Origin of the sequence: Rhizobium sp. BK275 (assembly GCF_014193555.1) — a bacterium.
Lineage (GTDB): Bacteria > Pseudomonadota > Alphaproteobacteria > Rhizobiales > Rhizobiaceae > Rhizobium.
The window spans coordinates 118,705-138,653 of the sequence record NZ_JACHZL010000009.1 but is presented as its reverse complement, the minus strand read 5'-3'; the positions used below and the strand labels follow the sequence as shown (position 1 = coordinate 138,653).

General features: G+C 60.4%; 22 protein-coding genes. 10 read left to right on the top strand and 12 right to left on the bottom strand.

The window, feature by feature from the left end; all coding sequences use genetic code 11:
- The first annotated feature begins 60 nt into the window (after positions 1-60).
- Positions 61-1,443 (top strand): TIGR03808 family TAT-translocated repetitive protein, encoded by a 1,383-nt coding sequence (locus FHT82_RS26140; RefSeq protein WP_183735611.1) that lies wholly within the window; start codon positions 61-63, stop codon positions 1,441-1,443.
- Between the two features lie 97 nt (positions 1,444-1,540).
- Complete coding sequence (locus tag FHT82_RS26135; RefSeq protein WP_183735610.1) at positions 1,541-2,206, top strand: glutathione S-transferase family protein; 666 nt, start codon at positions 1,541-1,543, stop codon at positions 2,204-2,206.
- A gap of 3 nt (positions 2,207-2,209) precedes the next feature.
- Here the strand turns inward: FHT82_RS26135 and FHT82_RS26130 are convergent, their stop codons facing one another.
- Positions 2,210-3,106: a LysR substrate-binding domain-containing protein gene (locus FHT82_RS26130; protein ID WP_183735609.1), complete on the bottom strand. Its 897-nt coding sequence runs from the start codon at positions 3,104-3,106 to the stop codon at positions 2,210-2,212.
- A 174-nt stretch (positions 3,107-3,280) separates the two neighbouring features.
- Between FHT82_RS26130 and FHT82_RS26125 the strand changes: the two genes are divergently transcribed.
- Complete coding sequence (locus FHT82_RS26125; protein WP_183735608.1) at positions 3,281-3,475, top strand: hypothetical protein; 195 nt, start codon at positions 3,281-3,283, stop codon at positions 3,473-3,475.
- A 43-nt stretch (positions 3,476-3,518) separates the two neighbouring features.
- Positions 3,519-3,872 carry an MmcQ/YjbR family DNA-binding protein gene (locus FHT82_RS26120; RefSeq protein ID WP_183735607.1) on the top strand — a complete coding sequence of 118 codons (354 nt, stop codon included), beginning with the start codon at positions 3,519-3,521 and terminating at the stop codon, positions 3,870-3,872.
- Here the strand turns inward: FHT82_RS26120 and FHT82_RS26115 are convergent.
- A complete protein-coding gene (locus FHT82_RS26115) occupies positions 3,869-4,489 on the bottom strand; it encodes a glutathione S-transferase family protein (RefSeq protein ID WP_183735606.1) in 621 nt (206 codons plus the stop codon). The genes FHT82_RS26120 and FHT82_RS26115 overlap by 4 nt on opposite strands.
- An 87-nt stretch (positions 4,490-4,576) precedes the next feature.
- Positions 4,577-4,933, bottom strand: a complete 357-nt coding sequence (locus FHT82_RS26110; protein ID WP_183735605.1) for a DUF4406 domain-containing protein — start codon at positions 4,931-4,933, stop codon at positions 4,577-4,579.
- A 124-nt stretch (positions 4,934-5,057) separates the two neighbouring features.
- On the opposite strand from FHT82_RS26110, the gene FHT82_RS26105 reads away from it, so the two are divergent.
- Positions 5,058-5,813, top strand: a complete 756-nt coding sequence (locus tag FHT82_RS26105; protein WP_183735604.1) for a DeoR/GlpR family DNA-binding transcription regulator — start codon at positions 5,058-5,060, stop codon at positions 5,811-5,813.
- A gap of 40 nt (positions 5,814-5,853) precedes the next feature.
- Here FHT82_RS26105 and FHT82_RS26100 read toward each other — a convergent pair whose 3' ends face one another.
- From FHT82_RS26100 to FHT82_RS26090, 3 genes are all read right to left on the bottom strand, one after another.
- A complete protein-coding gene (locus FHT82_RS26100; RefSeq protein ID WP_183735603.1) occupies positions 5,854-6,807 on the bottom strand; it encodes a hypothetical protein in 954 nt (317 codons plus the stop codon).
- 63 nt (positions 6,808-6,870) lie between these two features.
- The gene (locus FHT82_RS26095; protein ID WP_183735602.1) at positions 6,871-7,878 is read right to left on the bottom strand and encodes an asparaginase; all 1,008 of its coding nucleotides are present in this window, start codon (positions 7,876-7,878) and stop codon (positions 6,871-6,873) included.
- Between the two features lie 187 nt (positions 7,879-8,065).
- Positions 8,066-8,689 carry a metalloregulator ArsR/SmtB family transcription factor gene (locus FHT82_RS26090; RefSeq protein ID WP_183735601.1) on the bottom strand — a complete coding sequence of 208 codons (624 nt, stop codon included), beginning with the start codon at positions 8,687-8,689 and terminating at the stop codon, positions 8,066-8,068.
- 102 nt (positions 8,690-8,791) lie between these two features.
- On the opposite strand from FHT82_RS26090, the gene FHT82_RS26085 reads away from it, so the two are divergent.
- Positions 8,792-10,222 (top strand): MFS transporter, encoded by a 1,431-nt coding sequence (locus FHT82_RS26085; RefSeq protein WP_183735600.1) that lies wholly within the window; start codon positions 8,792-8,794, stop codon positions 10,220-10,222.
- 75 nt (positions 10,223-10,297) lie between these two features.
- On the opposite strand, the gene FHT82_RS26080 is transcribed toward FHT82_RS26085, so the two are convergent.
- The 4 genes from FHT82_RS26080 to FHT82_RS26065 all read right to left on the bottom strand — a co-directional run bounded on the left by FHT82_RS26080 (position 10,298) and on the right by FHT82_RS26065 (position 14,335).
- Entirely contained in the window at positions 10,298-11,296 is a 999-nt protein-coding gene (locus FHT82_RS26080; protein WP_183735599.1) for an NAD(P)H-quinone oxidoreductase, read from the bottom strand.
- A gap of 77 nt (positions 11,297-11,373) precedes the next feature.
- Entirely contained in the window at positions 11,374-13,179 is a 1,806-nt protein-coding gene (locus tag FHT82_RS26075; RefSeq protein WP_210276911.1) for an EAL domain-containing protein, read from the bottom strand.
- A gap of 153 nt (positions 13,180-13,332) precedes the next feature.
- Positions 13,333-13,575, bottom strand: a complete 243-nt coding sequence (locus FHT82_RS26070; protein ID WP_183735597.1) for a type II toxin-antitoxin system ParD family antitoxin — start codon at positions 13,573-13,575, stop codon at positions 13,333-13,335.
- 211 nt (positions 13,576-13,786) lie between these two features.
- Positions 13,787-14,335, bottom strand: coding sequence for an HdeD family acid-resistance protein (locus FHT82_RS26065; protein WP_183735596.1), 549 nt, complete (start codon positions 14,333-14,335; stop codon positions 13,787-13,789).
- A gap of 138 nt (positions 14,336-14,473) precedes the next feature.
- Between FHT82_RS26065 and betI the strand changes: the two genes are divergently transcribed.
- The 3 genes from betI to betA are packed head-to-tail and all read left to right on the top strand — an operon-like array spanning position 14,474 to position 18,263.
- Positions 14,474-15,061, top strand: a complete 588-nt coding sequence (betI, locus tag FHT82_RS26060; protein WP_183735595.1) for a transcriptional regulator BetI — start codon at positions 14,474-14,476, stop codon at positions 15,059-15,061.
- 34 nt (positions 15,062-15,095) lie between these two features.
- Positions 15,096-16,559 (top strand): betaine-aldehyde dehydrogenase, encoded by a 1,464-nt coding sequence (gene betB, locus FHT82_RS26055; protein WP_183735594.1) that lies wholly within the window; start codon positions 15,096-15,098, stop codon positions 16,557-16,559.
- Positions 16,560-16,610: 51 nt separating this feature from the next.
- Positions 16,611-18,263, top strand: a complete 1,653-nt coding sequence (betA, locus tag FHT82_RS26050) for a choline dehydrogenase (RefSeq protein WP_183735593.1) — start codon at positions 16,611-16,613, stop codon at positions 18,261-18,263.
- Here the strand turns inward: betA and FHT82_RS26045 are convergent, their stop codons facing one another.
- Both FHT82_RS26045 and FHT82_RS26040 read right to left on the bottom strand, forming a co-directional pair.
- Positions 18,264-18,563 carry a type II toxin-antitoxin system RelE/ParE family toxin gene (locus FHT82_RS26045; protein ID WP_183735592.1) on the bottom strand — a complete coding sequence of 100 codons (300 nt, stop codon included), beginning with the start codon at positions 18,561-18,563 and terminating at the stop codon, positions 18,264-18,266. It abuts the gene before it with no gap.
- Positions 18,560-18,832, bottom strand: a complete 273-nt coding sequence (locus tag FHT82_RS26040; protein ID WP_183735591.1) for a YlcI/YnfO family protein — start codon at positions 18,830-18,832, stop codon at positions 18,560-18,562. The genes FHT82_RS26045 and FHT82_RS26040 overlap by 4 nt, the downstream gene beginning before the upstream one ends.
- Positions 18,833-19,035: 203 nt before the next feature.
- On the opposite strand from FHT82_RS26040, the gene FHT82_RS26035 reads away from it, so the two are divergent.
- Entirely contained in the window at positions 19,036-19,917 is an 882-nt protein-coding gene (locus FHT82_RS26035) for a sigma-70 family RNA polymerase sigma factor (RefSeq protein ID WP_183735764.1), read from the top strand.
- Positions 19,918-19,949 lie beyond the last annotated feature (32 nt).

Sequence of the window (19,949 nt, the reverse complement as noted above, 5' to 3'; positions counted from 1 at the left end):
TGCGGATATGTGTCGAAAAGCGACATTTCAGCTGGCATGAATCCTGCGTGAGACCATGACATGAAGAAAGATTTCAGCAGAGTCTCCCGGCGGGATATACTTCGCATTCTGGCGACCTCCGGAGCGGCCATGATGGCGCCGCGCGCTTTTGCGGCTCCGCTCAGTGCGGAGCAGCCCGGCATGCGCGGGTCGATCGATGCGGTGCAGTATCGCGCCATTCCCGAAAGCGGCGACAAGAAGAACCGCAATCTGCAGCAGACGATCGAGAAAGCGGCGCGCGAGAACGTGCCGGTCTTCCTGCCGCCGGGCAGCTATCGCATCTCCAACCTGACGCTGCCGGACAATACGCGGATTATAGGCGTGCCGGGCGCGACGCGGATCGTCTATACCGGCGAAGGTCACCTCTTTGCCGCAGAGAATGCAGGCCGCATCGAGCTTTCCAATCTCGTCATCGACGGATCGAACCGGTGGCTGGCAGACTATGCCGGCGCCCTCCTCCAGTTCACCGGCGTCGGTGAGGTGCTTATCGACAATTGCGAGATCGGCAGCAGCCGCAAACACGCGCTGCAGCTCGAGCGCTGTGGCGGGCGGATCGAACGCAGCCGTATTTCCGGCGCCGGGCAATCCGGCATCTATGCGGTGGAATCGGCAGGCCTCTCGGTCACAGACAATACGGTTTCCGACTGCGGAAATGGCGGTATTCTCGTGCATCGCTGGAAGAAGGCCGAGGATGGCACGATCGTTTCCGGCAACCGTGTTACCAATATCCGTGCCAATGATGGTGGCACCGGCGAAAACGGCAACGGCATCAATATCTTCCGCGCCGATGGGGTGACGGTGACCGACAACCAGATCTCCGACTGCGCCTTTACCGCCATCCGCGCCAATTCCGGCTCCAACATCCTGATCAGCAACAACCAGTGCCGCCGCTCCGGCGAGACGGCGATTTATGTGGAGTTCGAATTCGTCGGCGCCGTCGTCTCCGGCAACATGATTGACGGAGCAGCGAACGGCATTTCCATTGCCAATTTCGATCAGGGCGGCCGGCTGGCCAGTGTCACCGGCAATGTCATCCGCAACCTGACGCTCAAAGGCCCTTACAAACACGAGGTCGGCTTCGGCATCGGCATTGCAGCGGAGGCCGATACGCTGGTGTCCGGCAATGTCATCGAGGACGCGCCGCGCTGGGGGCTGCAGATCGGCTGGGGTCCTTATCTGCGCAATGTCGTCGTCAACGGCAATGTCGTGCGCAAATCGCCGGTCGGCTGCGCGGTTTCCGTCGCCGAAGGCGCGGGTTCCGCCGTGATCACCGACAATATCTTCCAGGAGATGGGCAAGGGCGCCGTCATGGGCTTCGAATGGGACAAGCAGGTCTCCGATGAGCTTGCCGATGATAGCTCCCGCTATAAGCAGCTGACCGTCGGGCGAAACCGCATTTCCTGAGCGCTATCAAAAGCTTTCATCGACATATCATCCGCAGGTGCTTTCTTCGCGGCTGCGCTGGCTTTAGGGTCTGTGTGCAGAAGAAGGGGACATTGCCATGCTGACAATCTACGGGGTCTACCGCTCGCGTTCCGCACGCGTTTACTGGATGGTCGAGGAACTGGGGATCGAATTCCAGTCGGTGCCGGTGCTGCAGGCCAGGCGGCTTGCTAATCCGCTGTCGCCGGAAGCGCCCATCAATACGCTCTCTCCGGAATTCCTCGCCATCAATCCGATGGCGCTGATCCCAGCCATCAAGGATGGCGATCTCGTGCTGAACGAGTCTCTGGCGATCAATCTCTATCTCGCGCGCAAATACGGCGGCGAGCTCGGCGGCAAAACCGTCGAGGAAGACGGTTTGATGACGATGTGGACGGTCTGGGCGGTTTCCGAACTCGATGGCAACACGGGCAAGATCGTCTCGACTTATGATGACGGCAAGCAAAACACCGAGGCGGGACGCGCCGTGATCGATGTCGCCTGCCGCACCATGAAGCGGCCGCTTTCGGTTCTCGAAAAGCACCTCGACGGCAAGGACTGGATCGTCGGCGGGCGCTTCACGGTCGCCGACCTCAACATCGCGGAAGTGTTGCGCTACGCCCAGAGCGAAACCGCTCTCTTCGAGGCGCATCCGAACATCGATGCCTGGATCAAGCGCTGCCAGTCGCGCCCGGCCTATCTGGAAATGCAGCGCAAGCGCTCGCTGGAGCCGGTCGAGGTCTGACGATCAGCCGAAGATCGCCGCCGTTTCAGCCATTTCCTCGCGGATCCAGGCCTTGAAGTCGCGAACCTTCTTCGGCTCGCGGCTGCCTTCGGCGGTTACGAAATAATAGCCGTCGCCGGTATTGGCGCGGATGCCGAAGGGTGCCACCAGCCGCCCTTCCTGCAGCGAAAAGCCGGCAAGGGTCTGCCAGGCGAGCATGACGCCCTGCCCGGCTATCGCCGAATCGAGGCAGAGCGAGGCATCGTTGAAAACATGGCGCACGGCCGGCGGTGCGCCCGAGAGCCCGGCCGCCTGCATCCAGACATCCCATGTGAACATGGCATGGGCATCGATGACGGCCGGCAGCTTCAGGATATCGGCAGGCTCCTTCAGCTTCGCGGCCATCTCGGGAGAGCAGACGGGAAACACCACCTGCTCCAGGAGATGCTCGACCTTGACGCCCGGCCAATGGCCCTTGCCGACACGGATGGCGACATCGATATCGGAGGCGGCCAGATTGACGAGTTTGGTGGTCGCGTCGAGGCGCAGGTTGATTTCCGGATGGCGCTCCATGAACCGGTCGAGCCGGCAGACCAGCCAGCGGGCTGCGAGAACAGGCGCCACCGATATGGTCAGGATGCATTCGTCCTTGCGCTGCGCCATCGCAACGGCTTCCGACAGATGGAGGAAGCCTTCGTTCAGGGCGGCAAGAACGGGCGCGCCTGCTTCCGTCACCAGCATGCCCTTCGGCGTGCGCTCGAAGAGCAGCCGGCCGAGTTGGGCTTCGGCCTTGATGACCTGCTGGCTGACGGCTCCAACGGACACGCCGAGCTCATCCGCGGCCGCCTGAAGCGAGCCAAGCCGACCGACGGCCTCCAGCGCGCGAAGGCCATTGAGATGCACGGAATTGAGATTTCTCATATAGTTTTCCTATAGCAAGAAATCGGTAATCTCAATTGAAAAGCAAGCGCTCGCCGCCGATATTGGCACCATGAGACGATTATCTCCGAGGCTATTGCATGCCCGTGCCGCCAAAGGCGATTGCAATGTCTTGCGCCGATGGCCTTCTTATGCCCTCGAGAAAGGAGAGCCACGATGTCACTGCTGAAGTTTTTCTGGAGCCAAAGAGATCCTGGCACAAGGACCGCAGAGACCAAATATGATTGGGATGACGATCTGCTCGGCCACCCCGATATCGCCTCCATGTCGCAGCGGGAGCTGGCGGACCTGCCTCTGCCGGTGCCCGCACCCAAACGTCCTCTGCAACGACAACTAGAGAAATGCGCCTGAAGCTGTACTATATTCCCGTCGAAGAATAGTCAGGGCGGGCGGTATGACGAAAAGCGTAGACGGAATTCTGGCGCGATTGAAGCGGCTGGCGAAGGAAGCCGGCCTGTCTGGCATCGAGGAAAGCACCTCTTATGGCAACCTGGCGCTGAAGGTCGGAGGCAAAAGTTTCGTCGCGGTCAAGGACGATGAAACGGTGGTGATCTCGATCCCGATCGACCACAAGGAACACCTGCTGACGATGGCGCCCGACATCTACTTTCAGACAAACCATTATGTCGGCTGGCCGCACCTGCCGGTCCGCATCGCCGCTATCGGCGACGACGAACTCAAGCAGCGGCTGATCGACGCCTGGATCTACCGAGCGCCGAAGAAGCTGATTTCCGCCTATCGCGGTTAGACCTTTTCGCGCGCCAGCGCACGCTGGACAGCAGGGCGCTGCAGCATGCGTGCATGATGCTCGCTGACCTTGGGGAAGCGCGTGGGATCGACGCCATCGGATGGCAGCCAGCCGGTCATGACGAAAAGATAGGGATCGGCGACCGTATAGGCGTCGCCCATGACCCACGGCCCCTCAAACATCGTCTTCTCGATCAGTTCGAAGCTTTCGGTCATGGTCTGCGGCACCTTGGCCTTCATGGATTCCAGCGCCGCTTCATCATCGGCCCAGCGAGAACCGCGCGGGCGATGCGCATGGTTCACGTGCACTGTCGATGAGATATACCCGTTGAACGCCTGCAGCCGGGCAAATTCGAAGGGGTCGTCGAGGGGCGCGAGCCTAGCGGCGGGCGCCATCTGGGCAATGTAAGCGAGGATCGCCGTCGACTCGGTCAGCACGCCGCAGTCGGTGGCAAGTGCGGGAACGCGCCCCTTCGGATTGATCTTCAGATAGGCTTCAGAGCGCTGTTCGTTCTCGCGCGTGTTGACCTTCTTCGTATCGAAGGAAAGGCCGGATTCCTCCAGCGTAATCAGGCTTGCAAGTGCGCAGGTACCGGGTGCGAAGTAGAGTGTGAGCATAGTGAGACTCCCCTTTCGGGGAGCCTTATAGCGCGGGTATCATGGCCAGCGGAAGACAAGTTTCATCATTCGCGCGGCTTGCACCCATCACGCGCAACCCGGCACGTCCTCCAGCCGGTACCAGACCGGAATGCCGCGCTCCCTAGCGATGCGCACGTCGTTGTCGGCGCCCTTGGAGTCGCCCGGCAGGCGCAGCACGCCTTCGCAGAGCTGCAGCAGGCGGCCGGCGACGGGATGGAAGATTTCCTCGTAGAGGTCGTCACCGACCGATTTGCCGCCGGCGGCATGCCAGATGGGCAGCGCCACCCATTCGCCAATCATCGGCACATGGCCCGCCTTGAAGAGCGCATGGGACGGCTCCTCCAGGTGCTTCAGGTTGGCAGCCATCTTTGCCGGGTCATCGCCCGTTCCGGACCTGTAAGGCCCGGCAATCAAAATCAACATTGGTGTCTCCATCAACTCCCGGCCTCATGCACGGGATTTCGCGAAAATGCACGATATTTCTTGAATGTCGAGTCAATTCGTGCATATTCACGATGTTTCGTAAATTTTCGTGCAGAGATCATCCATGCTGACCACGCAACGTAAAACTCTCATCCTCGACATTCTGCGCCGTGACGGACAGGTGATCGCCAAGCGGGTGGCTGAAGATTTCGAGCTGTCGGAGGATACGATCCGCCGCGATCTCCGGGAGATGGCAGCGGAAGGGTTGCTGAAGCGCGTCCATGGCGGCGCCCTGCCCATTGCCCCCGACCTGCCTGACCTCACGGCCCGCCGCAATGTCGCTTCCGATGTCAAGGCGCGGCTCGGCGCAAAGGCGGCGCAGATGGTGAAGGCCGGACAGATGGTGTTTCTCGACGGCGGCACGACGACGGCGGAGGTGGCACGTCACCTGCCGCGTGATATCCCCTTCACCATCGCCACCCACAGCCCGACGATTGCCGCAGAACTGGAGCATCACCCGACCGCCGAGGTGATCCTCTGTGGTGGCAGGCTCTACAAACATTCGATGGTGGCGACGGGAGCAGCCGCCATGGCCGCGATCTCCGCTCTGCGGCCGGATATCTTCTTTCTCGGCGTGACGGCTGCCCATCCCGTGCATGGATTTTCGACCGGGGATTTCGAGGAAGCGGCGATCAAACGGCACATCGCCCGCTGCTCGGGCGAAACCCATGTCCTGCTAACAGAAGAGAAGTTCGACCTCGTCTCTCCCTGCGCGGTGCTTGGAATTCCCGACGTGGCGGGACTGGTCGTGCCAGCGGAGATGACGGCCGAACGGCTGAAGCCCTATCGCGATCTCAACGCTGCGATCGTGGCAGCGTGATTGCCCTGCGAGACAGTGAACAGCGTGACACTTCGACCACTTAACGTGTGATTTCGATGCGGTCGATCGAGTAATCAGAGGCGCCGAGATCATCCGATTGACTGTGCATGACCAAGAAGTAGCGAAGTTCCTCGATATAATATCCGCTTTCCTTCCAGCTTGTGCGGTCGCACTGCAGCGGCCAGGCGCGGCCTTCAAGAGCAGCGTGGACAGTCTTCGCTTCGACCGACCGGCCAATCATGCAGGAGTTTTTTTGAAGCCCGGCTCCTCCGGACATTTCCGTATCGAAGGAAAAGGAGGCATCAGCAGCCCAAGCCGAGACGGTCAACGTCAGTTCTGTCGTGATCGCTATCCTCTGGTTTTCCGGAGGGCCGTATAAGCCCCGCTGGTTGTTTTTGGATTTCAGCTGCACCGGACCCACCTCTTCACGGTCCATGACGAAGCTTGGACTATAGACTTCCCGAACCCGGGTCGTCCCGCTTTTGCCTGGTTTGACGACAAGGGTGACCTGGTGGCCGGGCCTTGTGCTGCTCGTCGTCGTAATGCTGGCCTCTAGTGCGACAGGTCCGTTGGGCAGGATCGCCTGCAGCTTCGCGGCCGTTGCCTGCACATTTGCGGGAACGGCGACATCATCCAGCCCAGGTTCGTCGCCGTAGCCAGGCTGGCTGATCTCTTGAAGAATCGATTGAAACGATGCGCGCCCCTGGCTGAAGATTGTTTCGTCGGGATGACTGAGGCATCCCCTGAATGATCGTTCGATGAGCTGCTGGGCTTCCCTCTCACCGAATTTCTGCCTTATGACATCGAAATTCTCCATCACCGATATGAAGATGGCATTGGCACCCTCATTGATGACGGTCTGGTTATTGTCGCGCATCGCGTCGACCAGGATTTGACATTTGGATTCAGTCGTCAAACTGCCGAGGAGCGGGTTAGGCGAACCGCCGGAGGATTCTGCCGCCTGTGCGCACCCAACCCCTGCCCAGAATGCCATGACGGCAATGATGCCGAACGACCCGAATCTTGCCACCCAGATATTTTCCTTGTTGACCCGCGCTCACTCGGTCAAAGCCGAGGTCACCCTGACATCACCGACATGGATGCCGTTCCAGTTGCGCATCGATTTATTTGCCAGAGCGGTCAGCGCAGCATGTTCCTTACCGCCCTTCTCGAAGTAGCGGGCAAGCGTCGCAGCAACCATGGCTTCGGCAGCGCGTGTGGTGCCGTCATCACACTTCAGCGCAATCGCAATGCCCTGTTCCGGAATGGCGGCGCAGAAGACGCCTTCCGCGCCCGTCTTGCAAAAGATCCGTCCAGGGGCGATCTGCATCAGCTCGGTGCAGGCGCGACCGGTGCCGGCCACATAGAAGGGCTCGGCCATGCAGGCTTCGATGAGCCGGCGGGAAGCTTTCGCACGTTCGGGGCCAAGGCCATGACCCGTCGCCATCTTCGCAAAACCATGGGCAAGCGCCTTCAGCGGCACGGCGTAAGTCGGAATGGAGCAGCCGTCGGTGCCGCAGACGTCATGACCGAGTGCGGCGCCCGTCAGGTTCTCCATGGCATCGCGGATCTGCTGCTGCAGCGGATGGTCGTAGCCGATGTAACCTTTGCTATCGATGCCCTGATGGCAGCAGGTGCAGACGAAGCCGGCATGTTTGCCGGAGCAATTGTTGTGAAGCGCAGTCGGTTTCTCCAGCGTGCGCGCCTGGTGGATCAGCGTCTTCTGATCCGAGGACCAGTGCGCGCCACATTCCAGCGCCTCCACGTCACGGCCGGCCCGCGACAGCATGGAGGCGGCAAGTACCACATGTTCGTCCTCGCCGCTATGGGAGGAACAGGCGAGCGCCAGTTCCTTATTGCCGAAGCCATAGGCATCCGCCGCGCCGCTTTCGACCAGCGGCAGCGCCTGCATCGCCTTGCAGGCCGAGCGCGGAAAAACGCCCGCCTCGATATCACCCAGCGAAAAGGCGACACGGCCATCGCCATCCACGACCGCAACCGATCCGCTATGGCGGCTTTCGACGAGCAAGCCTCGAGTGACTTCGACGAGGACGGGATTGGGCATGGGCAAGAATCCGGATTGTGGGCAGAGACTGAAGGCATAGCCTCTCGCCCTCCGAAAGCCAACGGAATTTGCGGGAGATATCGGCCGATCACAGCATCTGAACAACCATCACACGAAGTGACTGCTGGTGCGGCAAACTATCGTTTTTCCGTGTAGACGCGATGCCGCGTGCGCCAGCCCGCGTAAATTATCTCGGCGTGATCCGATAGGCACAACGCCGTGCGCCAAGCAGGATATGCTCGCTGCGCTCGACATTGGCCGAGAGCACGCTGCGGAAGGTTTCGATTTCCGAACGGCAGAAGCCGGCGCAGACCGCGGCCGCCGCGCAGATCGGACAATGGTTTTCGACAAGCATCAATGACCCATCCTCCTCCTGCCAGCTATCGGCCATATAGCCCTCGCGGCTTCTGATGGCGGCCAGCCTTTCGACGCGGGCGGCAAGATCCGGCCTGCCGGCGAGTTCATCGCGATAGCGTGTCAGCGTTTCACTTTCGCGGGCGGCAATGACGGTATCGAGCGCGGCCGGGCCGAGCTGCTCGATAACGGTCGTCAGCAGGGCCGCCGTCAGTTCGGCATGCCCATCCGGGAAATGCCTGTTACCCTCAGCCGTCAGGTGCCAGAGCTGGCTCGGGCGTCCCCTGCCCTTGGCGGCTACGGTCATGGCTTCGACCAGCCCCTCCTCCGCCATTTTGGCAAGTTGCTGGCGGGCGGCCTCGCCTGATATGCCAAGTGCATCGCCGACTGCGGCAGCGAGCTGCGGCCCCTCGGTCTTCAACAGGATCAGGATGCGGTTGATAGGAGACTGGCGCATATTTTTCCAAGTTATCTCTTGTTTTAATCCCATGCCCATGTAATTTTCCAATTCATAACTTGGAAAATAATCAAGGGTCAGGAAAAACGCAAGGATTCCATTATGTCCGAGACCGCTTTGGAGCCACCCGGCTCGTCAACCTCCGTCTTCCGGCTGTTTTCTCCCGCACTTCTGCCGGCGACTTTGATGCTTGGCGGCGGCATGACGATCTCCGCAGTCGAAAGTTATATTACAGCGACGATAGCGCCCAGCATCGTGCGCGATGTCGGCGGGCTGGAGCTGTTTTCGCTGGTGACGACGCTCTACGTCGCCGCCACCATACTCGGCTCGATTTTCGTGGCGATGCGGCCGAGACGTATCGCGCTGCGCAGCGTCTATGTCCTGGCGGCCGTGGTCTTTGGCGTCGGCAGCCTGCTTTGCGCGGCTGCACCGTCGATGCCGGTCGTGCTGATCGGACGAACGGTGCAGGGCCTTGGCACCGGCGCGCTTGCCGCCCTCTGTTACGCCTTCATCCGTTTCGTCTATCCCGAGCCGCTCTGGTCGAAGGCTTCGACGCTCTATGCGGCGATCTGGGGTGTTTCGACCGTCATAGGCCCAACGCTCGGCGGCTTCTTCGCACATGACAGCGCCTGGCGTTATGCCTTTGCCGTGCTCGTTCCGCTAGGCGTGCTGATGGCATTGCTGGCGCCGCGGCTTTTACCCCAGGCTGAGGACGACCGCGAACAGACGAAAGTGCCTGCCGTACAGATCTGCCTGCTGCTTGCGGCGGTGCTGCTCGTCAGCACGGCAGGCACGGTCGAGGCGATGACGGCGAAAATCGGATTGCTCGCCATCTCGGTCGTCGCCATCGGCGCGACACTCGTCATGGAACGCAAGGGAGACAACCGGCTGCTGCCATCTGGCGCGGTAACGCTCGGCCAGCCGATCTCGCGGGTGTATCTGACGATGCTCGGCCTGAACTTCGTGCTCGTCAGCGATATCTTCATTCCCTATTTCCTGCAGACCCTGCATGGGGTGACACCGCTGATCTCGGGCTATCTGGTGGCACTTGTCGCGCTCGGATGGACGGTGGCGGCCTTCTTCAGCGCTTCCTTCTCCGGACGGAAAGCCAATGCAGCTATTGTCGCGGGCTGTGTGACGGAGGCTGTTGCGACAGCCGTTCTCGCTGCCTTCCTTGCCCGCGAGAACTCTGAGGCGAATCTCGCCATCCTCGTACCGGCGGCGATCGCCATGTTCATGATGGGCTTTGGCGTCGGCCTCGGCTGGGCACATCTCGTCGCCAAGGTTCTGAAACTGGTTGCCGACAACGAGCAGGATAAGGCATCGGCAGCCATCCCCACCATAAGTTCACTCGGCAGTGCTTTTGGCGCAGCCTTTGCCGGTGTCATCGCCAATGGCGCGGGTCTAGTGGAACCGGGCGGCATTGTTGGCGCGCTATCGGCGGCGAGCTGGCTCTATCTGATCATGGCCTTGCCGGGACTGATTGCTATCGGCGCTGCGGTGTCGCTTACTTCATCGGCCCGAAAATCGTAATCGATTTTCGGAAAGCCTGATGCGCACTCAAGGAGGTAGAGCGTCCTTTGTGCATCCAAACGGACGCACGGCGCTCTAGCCGAGCTTCAGCATGATCTTGCCGATGTGGTTGCTGCTCTCCATCAGCCGATGGGCGGCGGCCACATCTTCGAAGGCAAAGGTCTTGTAGATGACGGGGGCGACCGTGCCGGCTTCCAGAAGCGGCCATACCTCGGAAAGAAGATCGTCGCGGATCGCCCGCTTCTCCTCCGCCGTGCGCGGACGCATGGTCGAGCCGGTCACCGTCAGCCGCTTGACCATGATCGGGGTCAGGTTGACCTTCTCGGCAACCGCACCCTGCAGGAAGGCGATGATCGACAGGCAGCCGTCCTTCGCCAGCGAGGCGATGTTCTTCTCGAAATAGGCCGCGCCGATCATGTCGATGATGATATCGACGCCCTGGCCGGTCTCTTGCCTGATGACGGCGGCAAAATCCTCTTCCCGATAATTGATGGCGCGCTTGGCACCGAGCTTCTCGCAGGCCTCGCATTTCTCGTTCGAACCGGCGGTCGCATAGACCTCGGCGCCGAAAGCCCGGGCAAGCTGGATCGCAGTCGTGCCAATGCCGCTGGAACCGCCATGAACAAGCACTTTCTCGCCTTCCGTCAGGCCGGCCATCTGAAAGAGATTTGCCCAGACGGTGAAGAAGGTCTCCGGAAGAGCCGCCGCCTTCACCGCGTCGTAGCCTTTCGGGAAGGGCAGCGCCTGGCCGGCGGGCAGAAGGCAATATTCGGCATAAGCGCCACCATTGGCGAGGCCGCAGACCTTGTCGCCCAGCGAATAGCCGGTCACGCCGGTACCGATCGCGACGACCTCACCGGCAAGTTCAAGGCCGAGAACGGGGCTTGCATCCTTCGGCGGCGGATAGCTGCCCTGGCGCTGGGAAATATCCGGGCGGTTGACGCCGATCGCTTCGGTGCGAACGAGGATCTGGCCTTCGCCGGGCACCGGCACCGGCCCGTTTGCAATGACCATCGCCTCCGGCCCGCCGAAAGACGGCAGATCGACAAAGCGCATATGCGATGGCAACGACATGGCCCGGCTCTCCCTATTCCGAAGCACTGGGATAAATCAGGGCCTGGGGCTTGGGAAGGCCGGAAGTGACAGAGGCGTCAATTCGCCTCGCCTAGCGCATGAAATACGAGGCCGTCTTCATTTTCCTTGGCGGCAGACTTTACGAGGGCAATCTCGGCGCTGACACGGTTGATATCGTCGATGACGAGACCTTCGGGCAGTTCCAGGACGCCGATCGAGCAGCGCATCAGCGGGAAGAAGGCTTCCGCGCCGGTGCGATCGTGGCCGCGGATACGACCGGCGGCGCGGTCCTCATCCGAATAGAGATCGAGCACGTCATCGTGGAAATCGCTGATGAGCCGATCGAGGATTTCCGTCAGTTCCTCCTTCGTCCAGCCGACGACACCGATGAAGAAATCATCGCCGCCGACATGGCCGAGGAAGTGGCGCTCGGCGAAGAAATAGCGGCGCATCAGCGCGGCGAAGAGCGAGATCGCATGGTCGCCGAGATGGAAGCCGTAAGCATCGTTGAAGGGCTTAAAGTTGTCGAAGTCGCAATAGCAGAAGTGGCGCACTTCATCGCCGTCGCGGCCGGAATGGCGCATGAAATCGCGGATAGCGCGGTTGCCCGGCAAACCGGTCAGCGGGTTCTGATCCTGCGCCGTCTTCAGCTGCTTCTCGTTGATGACCTTGATCAGCGAGGCGGCGGAGACGACACCGGCATAACGCATGTTGTCGGTGAGGATCAGGCAGTTGCTGCCTTCCATATTGGCGAAGATCACCATGAGTTGATCAGCATCGCTGTCGAGGCCGACGATCGGCGCACGCTCGACGAAATGCGAGATGGTGCGCTCGTAGTCCTTGTTCTTCAGAAGGTCGCGGCCGAAGGGCTGATAGATATATTCCTTGAGGTGGTGCTCGTGAATGATGCCGCGCGGCTCGCCATTGGCATTGAGAACCGGGAAATAGGCCTGGCGCGGGTTGCGGCGGAAGAGTTCGAAGACCGTATCGATGGCGTCGCTCTCATAGACGGTCGGCAGCATTTCGATCTGCTTGCGAATGAGGATTTCATCGAGCGACTGGCTGTTGCCCTTGTTCTTGCCGAGCTCCTGCAGGTGCGGGAAGGCGGGCACGAGCTCGGAGAGATGCGTCGACGGACGCGAGATGAACCAGCCCTGCACGAGGTCGACGCCATAGTCGCGGCAGACGATGAATTCGGCTTCCGTTTCGATGCCCTCGGCGATCACGCGGGTGCCGAGAACGTGGGCCATGTTGACGATGCTCTTCAGCAGGTGCCGCTTGCGCGGGCTGCGATCGATATCGGCGACGAAGTGACGGTCGATCTTCAGGTAATCGACGGAATAATCGCAGAGCAGCTTCATCTCGCCGTGACCGACGCCGAAATCGTCGATCGCCAGCTTGAAGCCGGCCTTGCGCAGGCGCGAAACGAGATCCGCGAATTCCGGCACGCTGGTATTGTCGAAACGCTCGGAGAATTCGAAGCAAACGGAAGACGGCGGGATACTCGCCGTTTTCAGCTGCAGCAGCAGGCTCTCGACAAGGCGATTGCCCTGCGGGATGAGGCGGACGTCGAGATTGAGGAAAAGCGTGGCGGTTGCGAAATTCGAGAGCGTGGAAAATTTGGCAACGGCGCGGCTCGCGACCATCTGCTCGAGCTGCAGAAGCTGCCCGTGCTCATAGGCTTCGTCGAGGATTTCGACCGGCGTTTCGAAACCGATGCGCTCCTGCCCGCGCATGAGGGATTCATAACCGAAGACCGAGCCGGTACCGGCTTCGACGATCGGCTGAAACGCATTTTCGATGACGAGTTTGGCGAGGGTGACGATCTGATCGCTGGCGTAACGACGCACGACACCCGGTTCGACGCTGGCAGCCAAAGACATGCCAATCTCCACTGTGACCTTTTCTTTTTCGGTCGGACAATGGAGCAGAAGGGTCAACGAACTCTTTCGTCAGTGTGAAACTTTTATGAAACGCGCAGGCTTTCATGCGCGCTCAGCGTTTATTAGATTTCATATTTACAATCAAAGGCTTATTCAAGCCGAGCGGCGGTGTTCCGCTTCATGATCTGCAAACATATCGGCGACGCATCTGCCGCCGCTGGGAGCACTTTCATCGGCCAAGACGTCGCTGTGATATTCACTCAGTTTGCGGGCGGCATCCCACAGGCGCAGTGCCTCACGCACGACCTCGCTGCTCGATGCATATCCGCCTTGATCGACAGCATCGCGGATGCCGGCCGCCTGGAGCGGTGAGATGGAAACGGTGACCATCGGCATGGAATTCTCCTCCCATTCTATTCGGCAGAGACTGCCTCGGGGGTCTATTTTCGGCTTCTGGGGCGACAAGCGCCAATGCCGAAGTGCCTTAGCACAGGAGGCGGCTCTTCTGCGGAGCCGGCCTTCAATGACAGAATTTTAGTACCCCATCATCTTCTTGTCAAAAAAGAAGCAGCCGAAACGGACCAGCCGGCGGCCTCTCTCCACAGTTTCAAGACCGGATACCTAGGCCGAAGGCGAGCATTGTCCAGCCCTGGACAACGAGATCGATCGCCAGGAACAGGCCGAGAATCCAGAGGCTGTTGACCGGCCAACCGAGCGCAATCACGAAACCTGCAAGGGCAGTGATGACACCGCTCGTGACGATCCAGCCCCAACCTTTGAGCGGCCGCATGCGCCTGCCGACGAAGACACGAAAGACACCGGCAATGAGCAGCGCGATGGCAAGAAACAGAGTTAAAGCGGCGGATGTAAGGATGGGGTTGATGAAGGCGCAGATGCCGGCGAGCACATAGAGCACGCCGCTCAACGCCCAGAAAAGTACATGATCCCAGCCGCGCACCTGGAAGGCGTGGATGAGATAAATGATGCCGCCGGCCAGCATCAGCATGCCGACATAAAAGACTGAAGCGACGGTCGCCAACAGCAGGTTGCTGAGAGCGATGAGACCACAGATGAGGAGCAGCACGCCGAGACCAACGAACCAAACCCATTTCGACCGCAACGGGGATTCGGGCATTCCGTCGTAAATATTGGCCATTGGCGCATCTCCTGATTGCTGAAGATATGCTGCAACAATTTTGCACGGAAAGAGGTGACCCAGATCAATCGACGAAAGATTTTTATTGATTGATCAGTCAATCAAAAATACGCTCCACTTATTCTCGGAGGATTGAACTTGCCGAAGGTCGGAATGGAACCGGTGCGCCGCAAGGCGCTTGTGGATGCGGCGCTGCGGGTGATCGGCGATCACGGCTCGCTGACCGTCACCATGTCCGACATCGCCCGGCGAGCTGGCGTATCGCCAGCCCTTGCGCATCACTATTTCGGCAGCAAGGAGCAGTTGTTGATCGAGACCATCCGTTTCCTGCTACGGCAATTGCGCAACGACGCGGTGACGGCACTGAGACAAGCGGCAACGCCGCGCGAGCGGATCTCGGCCATCATCCGGGTCAGCTTCCACGCCGATCAGTTCGCGCCGCAGACGATCGCCGCCTGGCTCGCCTTCTATGCCGAGGCGCAGCGATCCGAAGAGACGCGGCGTTTCCTCGTCGTCTATGCGCGGCGCCTGCGCTCCAACCTGCTTGCGCCGCTCAAATCGCTTTGCCCTGCCGATGCCGCAGAACGCATTGCGGAGGGCGCGGCCGCGATGATCGACGGTCTCTATATCCGGCAAAGTCTGAAATCGGCGCCGATCGGCATCGAAGCCTCGATCGCGCTGACGGAAGACTATGTAACGACACAGCTCGCCCACATCAGGGCATGAGCAGCAACCGCACGTCAAACCAGGGACCAGCGACATGAAAGCCCAGCCGAAAGCATCGCACTTCATCGACGGGGAATATGTCGAGGATGGAGGCGGCACCGTCATCGAGAGCATCTATCCGGCGACCGGGGAAGTGATCGCCCGGCTCCATGCCGCAACGCCTGCCATCGTCGAAAAGGCGATCGCAGCGGCCAAGCGCGCGCAGCCGGAATGGGCAGCACTAAGCCCGATGGCACGCGGGCGCATCCTGAAGCGCGCAGCCGAGATCATGCGTGAACGCAATCGCGAACTTTCGGAGCTGGAAACGCTCGATACCGGCAAGCCGATCCAGGAAACCATCGTCGCCGACCCGACCTCGGGCGCCGATGCCTTCGAATTCTTCGGCGGCGTGGCACCCGCGGGACTGAACGGCTCGCATATCCCGCTCGGCCAGGATTTTGCCTATACGAAGCGTGTGCCGCTTGGCGTCTGCGTCGGCATCGGCGCCTGGAACTATCCGCAACAGATCGCCTGCTGGAAGGGCGCACCGGCGCTGGTCGCCGGCAATGCCATGGTCTTCAAGCCATCGGAAACCACGCCGCTCGGTGCGCTCAAGATCGCCGAGATCCTGCATGAGGCCGGCCTGCCGAAGGGGCTTTACAATGTCATCCAAGGCGATCGGGACACCGGACCCCTGCTCGTCAATCATCCTGATGTCGCCAAGGTGTCGCTGACAGGCTCGGTTCCGACGGGACGGAAAGTGGCTGCCGCGGCCGCAGGCCAACTCAAGCATGTGACGATGGAGCTCGGCGGCAAGTCACCGCTGATCGTCTTCGACGATGCCGATCTCGACAGCGCGGTCGGCGGTGCGATGCTCGGCAATTTCTATTCGACAGGCCAGGTCTGCTCCAACGGCACGCGCGTCTTCGTGCAGACGACGATCAAGGGCGAATTCCTGAAGCGGCTGAAGGCACGCACCGAGGCGATCCTGATCGGCGACCCCATGGACGAAACCAGCCAGCTCGGCCCGATGGTGTCCTGGGCACAGCGCGAGAAGGTGTTGGCCTATATCGAGAAAGGCAAGGTCGAGGGCGCGACACTGGTGACCGGCGGCGGCATCCCGAACCATGTGACGGGTGAAGGCTATTATGTGCAGCCGACAGTCTTTGCCGATGTGACTGATGGCATGATGATTGCCCGCGAAGAAATCTTCGGCCCGGTCATGTGCGTCCTCGATTTCGATGACGAGGCCGAGGTGATCAAGCGCGCCAACACGACGGAATTCGGCCTTTCCGGCGGCGTCTTCACTGCCGATCTGACGCGCGCTCACCGCGTCGTCGACCAGCTCGAAGCCGGCACGCTCTGGATCAACACATACAATCTCTGCCCGGTCGAAATCCCGTTCGGGGGATCGAAGCAATCAGGCTTCGGGCGCGAGAATTCGCTGGCAGCGCTCGAGCACTATAGCGAGCTGAAGACGGTTTACGTCGGCATGGGGCCGGTCGCTTCACCCTACTGACCTCATCGGAAATCGACGCGGCAGTTGCACACGACATCCAAAGGGAACAGCATGCAACAGGCAGATTTCGTCATCGTCGGCTCCGGCTCTGCGGGTTCGGCACTGGCTTACCGGCTTTCGGAAGACGGCAAGAATACCGTCATCGTCATCGAGGCGGGCGGTTCGGATTTCGGGCCGTTCATCCAGATGCCGGCAGCACTTGCCTGGCCGATGAGCATGAAGCGCTATAACTGGGGCTATCTTTCCGAGCCCGAGCCGAATCTCAACAACAGACGCATCACCGCGCCGCGCGGCAAAGTGATCGGCGGCTCGTCCTCCATCAACGGCATGGTCTATGTGCGCGGTCATGCGGAAGACTACAATCGATGGGAAGAGCTCGGCGCGAATGGCTGGGCCTATGCGGATGTGCTGCCCTATTTCAAGCGCATGGAGAACTCGCACGGCGGCGAGGAAGGCTGGCGCGGCACGGACGGGCCGCTGCATGTGCAGCGCGGTGTGATGAAGAACCCGCTGTTTCATGCCTTCATCGACGCCGGAAAACAGGCGGGCTTCGAAACAACCGAGGATTATAACGGCTCGAAGCAGGAAGGCTTCGGGCTGATGGAACAGACGATCCATCACGGCCGGCGCTGGTCGGCGGCGAACGCCTATCTGAAGCCGGCGCTGAAACGGCCGAACGTTGAGCTCGTCCGGGGCTTTGCGCGCAGGATCGTGATCGAGAACGGTCGAGCGACAGGCGTGGAGATCGAGCGCGGCGGCGCAACCGAAATCGTCAAGGCCAACCGTGAGGTGATCGTTTCAGCCTCCGCCTTCAACTCACCGAAGCTTTTGATGCTGTCGGGCATCGGTCCCGGCGCGCATCTGCGGGATATGGGCATCGAGGTGAAGGCCGACCGGCCGGGCGTCGGCGCCAATCTGCAGGACCATATGGAATTCTATTTCCAGCAGATCTCGACCAAGCCGGTGTCGCTCTATTCCTGGCTGCCGTGGTTCTGGCAGGGGGTCGCCGGCGCACACTGGCTGCTTTCCAAGGGTGGGCTTGGCGCCTCCAACCAGTTCGAGGCCTGCGCCTTCCTGCGTTCCGCGCCGGGGCTGAAGCAGCCGGATATCCAATATCACTTCCTGCCGGTCGCCATCAGCTATGACGGCAAGGCGGCAGCCAATACGCACGGCTTCCAGGTGCATGTCGGCTACAATCTCTCGAAATCGCGCGGCAACGTGACGCTGCGCTCAACAGATCCCAAGGCCGATCCGGTGCTGCGTTTCAACTATATGAGCCATGCCGAGGATTGGGAAAAATTCCGCCATTGCGTGCGCCTGACGCGCGAGATCTTCGGCCAGAAGGCTTTCGACCATTATCGCGGCCCGGAAATCCAGCCTGGCGAGAAGGTACAGACGGATGACGAGATCGACGCTTTCCTGCGCGAGCATCTCGAGAGCGCCTATCACCCGTGCGGCACCTGCCGCATGGGCGCGAAGGACGACCCGATGGCGGTTGTCGATCCCGATACAAGGGTGATCGGCGTGCATGGCCTGCGCGTCGCAGACAGCTCGATCTTCCCACATGTCACCTATGGCAATCTGAATGGTCCGTCGATCATGACGGGCGAGAAGGCCGCAGACCATATTCTCGGTACGCAGAGGCTGGCGCGCTCCAATCAGGAACCGTGGAGCAATCCGCGTGCGGCGGTGAGCGACCGGTAGTCAGTGATAATCTTCTTCGCGCTGATGACGGATGGCGAGGATCGTTACCTTATGGTCTTCTTCAATTTCGAAAAGTGCGACATATCCCGTAGAGCCGAACGGAACGACCAGTTCTCTCAGAAAAGAACTGTCGCCTGCCGCCTTGCGACAACTGAAGGGAAAATCCTCAAGTAAGTTTATCGCTCGTTGGAGAACGGCGTAGGATTTTTCAGCGGCATCAGGGTCCCATGTAATGAGATAGTCGTAGAGCCGCTCAAGATCCTCCAACGCTTCATCGGAATAGCGGACTTCATATTTCACTTTTTACGCGCAGCCTTCGCTGCATCGAGTTTTGCCCTTATCCGGCCGAGCACTTCTTCGGACGTGTGGTAACGGCCGGTCTGCTTTGCCAAGTCGCGAGAAGCAAGGCCTCTCGCGACAAAATCGGCCTGTATCTTGCGAAAATCGATTTGCTGCTTCACGGCCGTTTCAAGAAAGGACGAAAGCGTCTCACCCTCCCTGAGAACGCTTTCGGCGGCGGCGCGCAGTTCGGGGTCCACACGTAGCGAGGGAAGCGATGCGGTTTTCATGATTCACCTCATGCATTGCAATTGCAATGCAATATGACGGATCGCCGTGTCATGTTCAACTCTCCTATATCGTCTCCTCTCGGCCAGAGCACAAAAAACTGGACAGCATGTCACAAATGGCCGCCTCATCTCGTCCAGCCTTCTCGAACGGACAAGGTGAAGGAGATGGCGATGGCGACGCGGGATCGAAGAAGGGCCAAGCGATGACGGCGGCGGCAGAGGGAGAAGATGCCATTGCCGTCTTCAATCCGCTGCGCCCGCGATTGACGCGGGTAGCTTATCGCATGCTGGGCTCGGTGGCAGAGGCCGAGGATATCGTCCAGGAGGCGTTCCTGCGCTGGCTCGATGCCGATCGCGATGCGGTCCGTGAACCGACCGCCTTTCTGCACCGGATCGTCACACGGCTTTGCCTCGACCAACTGAAATCGGCCCGGCGCCGGCGCGAAACCTATATCGGGCCATGGCTGCCGGAGCCGATCGTCGTGGCGCCGGAAGAGGAAGTCGATGACGTTACACTACCGCTGATGCTGGCGTTGGAACGGCTCTCGCCGCTCGAGCGGGCGGTTTTCGTGCTGCATGACGTCTTCGGCGTCGATTTCGAAGAGATCGCCACGACGATCGGGCGTAAGCCGGCTGCCTGTCGCCAGCTTGCCAGCCGGGCGCGGACCAATGTTAGAAGCGCGCGGCCACGCTATGTCTTGCCGCCGGAGCACGGCTTGCAGATCGCCTCCGCCTTTTTCACGGCATCACGCAGCGGCAATGTCGAAGAGTTGCAGGCGCTGCTTGCGGATGATGCAACCGTCTATACGGACGGTGGCGGTAAGGCAGTGGCACCACGAAAGCCGGTTATCGGTCGTGACAAGGTGACGAAGCTCTTTGCGGCGCTGGCACCGATCTTCTCCGCACATATGTCCCGGCTGCTGCATTACGGTCTCGTCAACGGGTTGCCGGGCTTTGTCAGTATCGAGGAAGGCAGTTGGCTGCAGACCACGGCCCTTCAGATCGACGGTGGCAGGATCACCGCGATCTATGTGACGCGCAATCCCGAAAAGCTTGCGCATCTGGAACTGAACGCCCTGCATTAGGGCGCAACATTCACCTCAGAGGTATTCCTTTC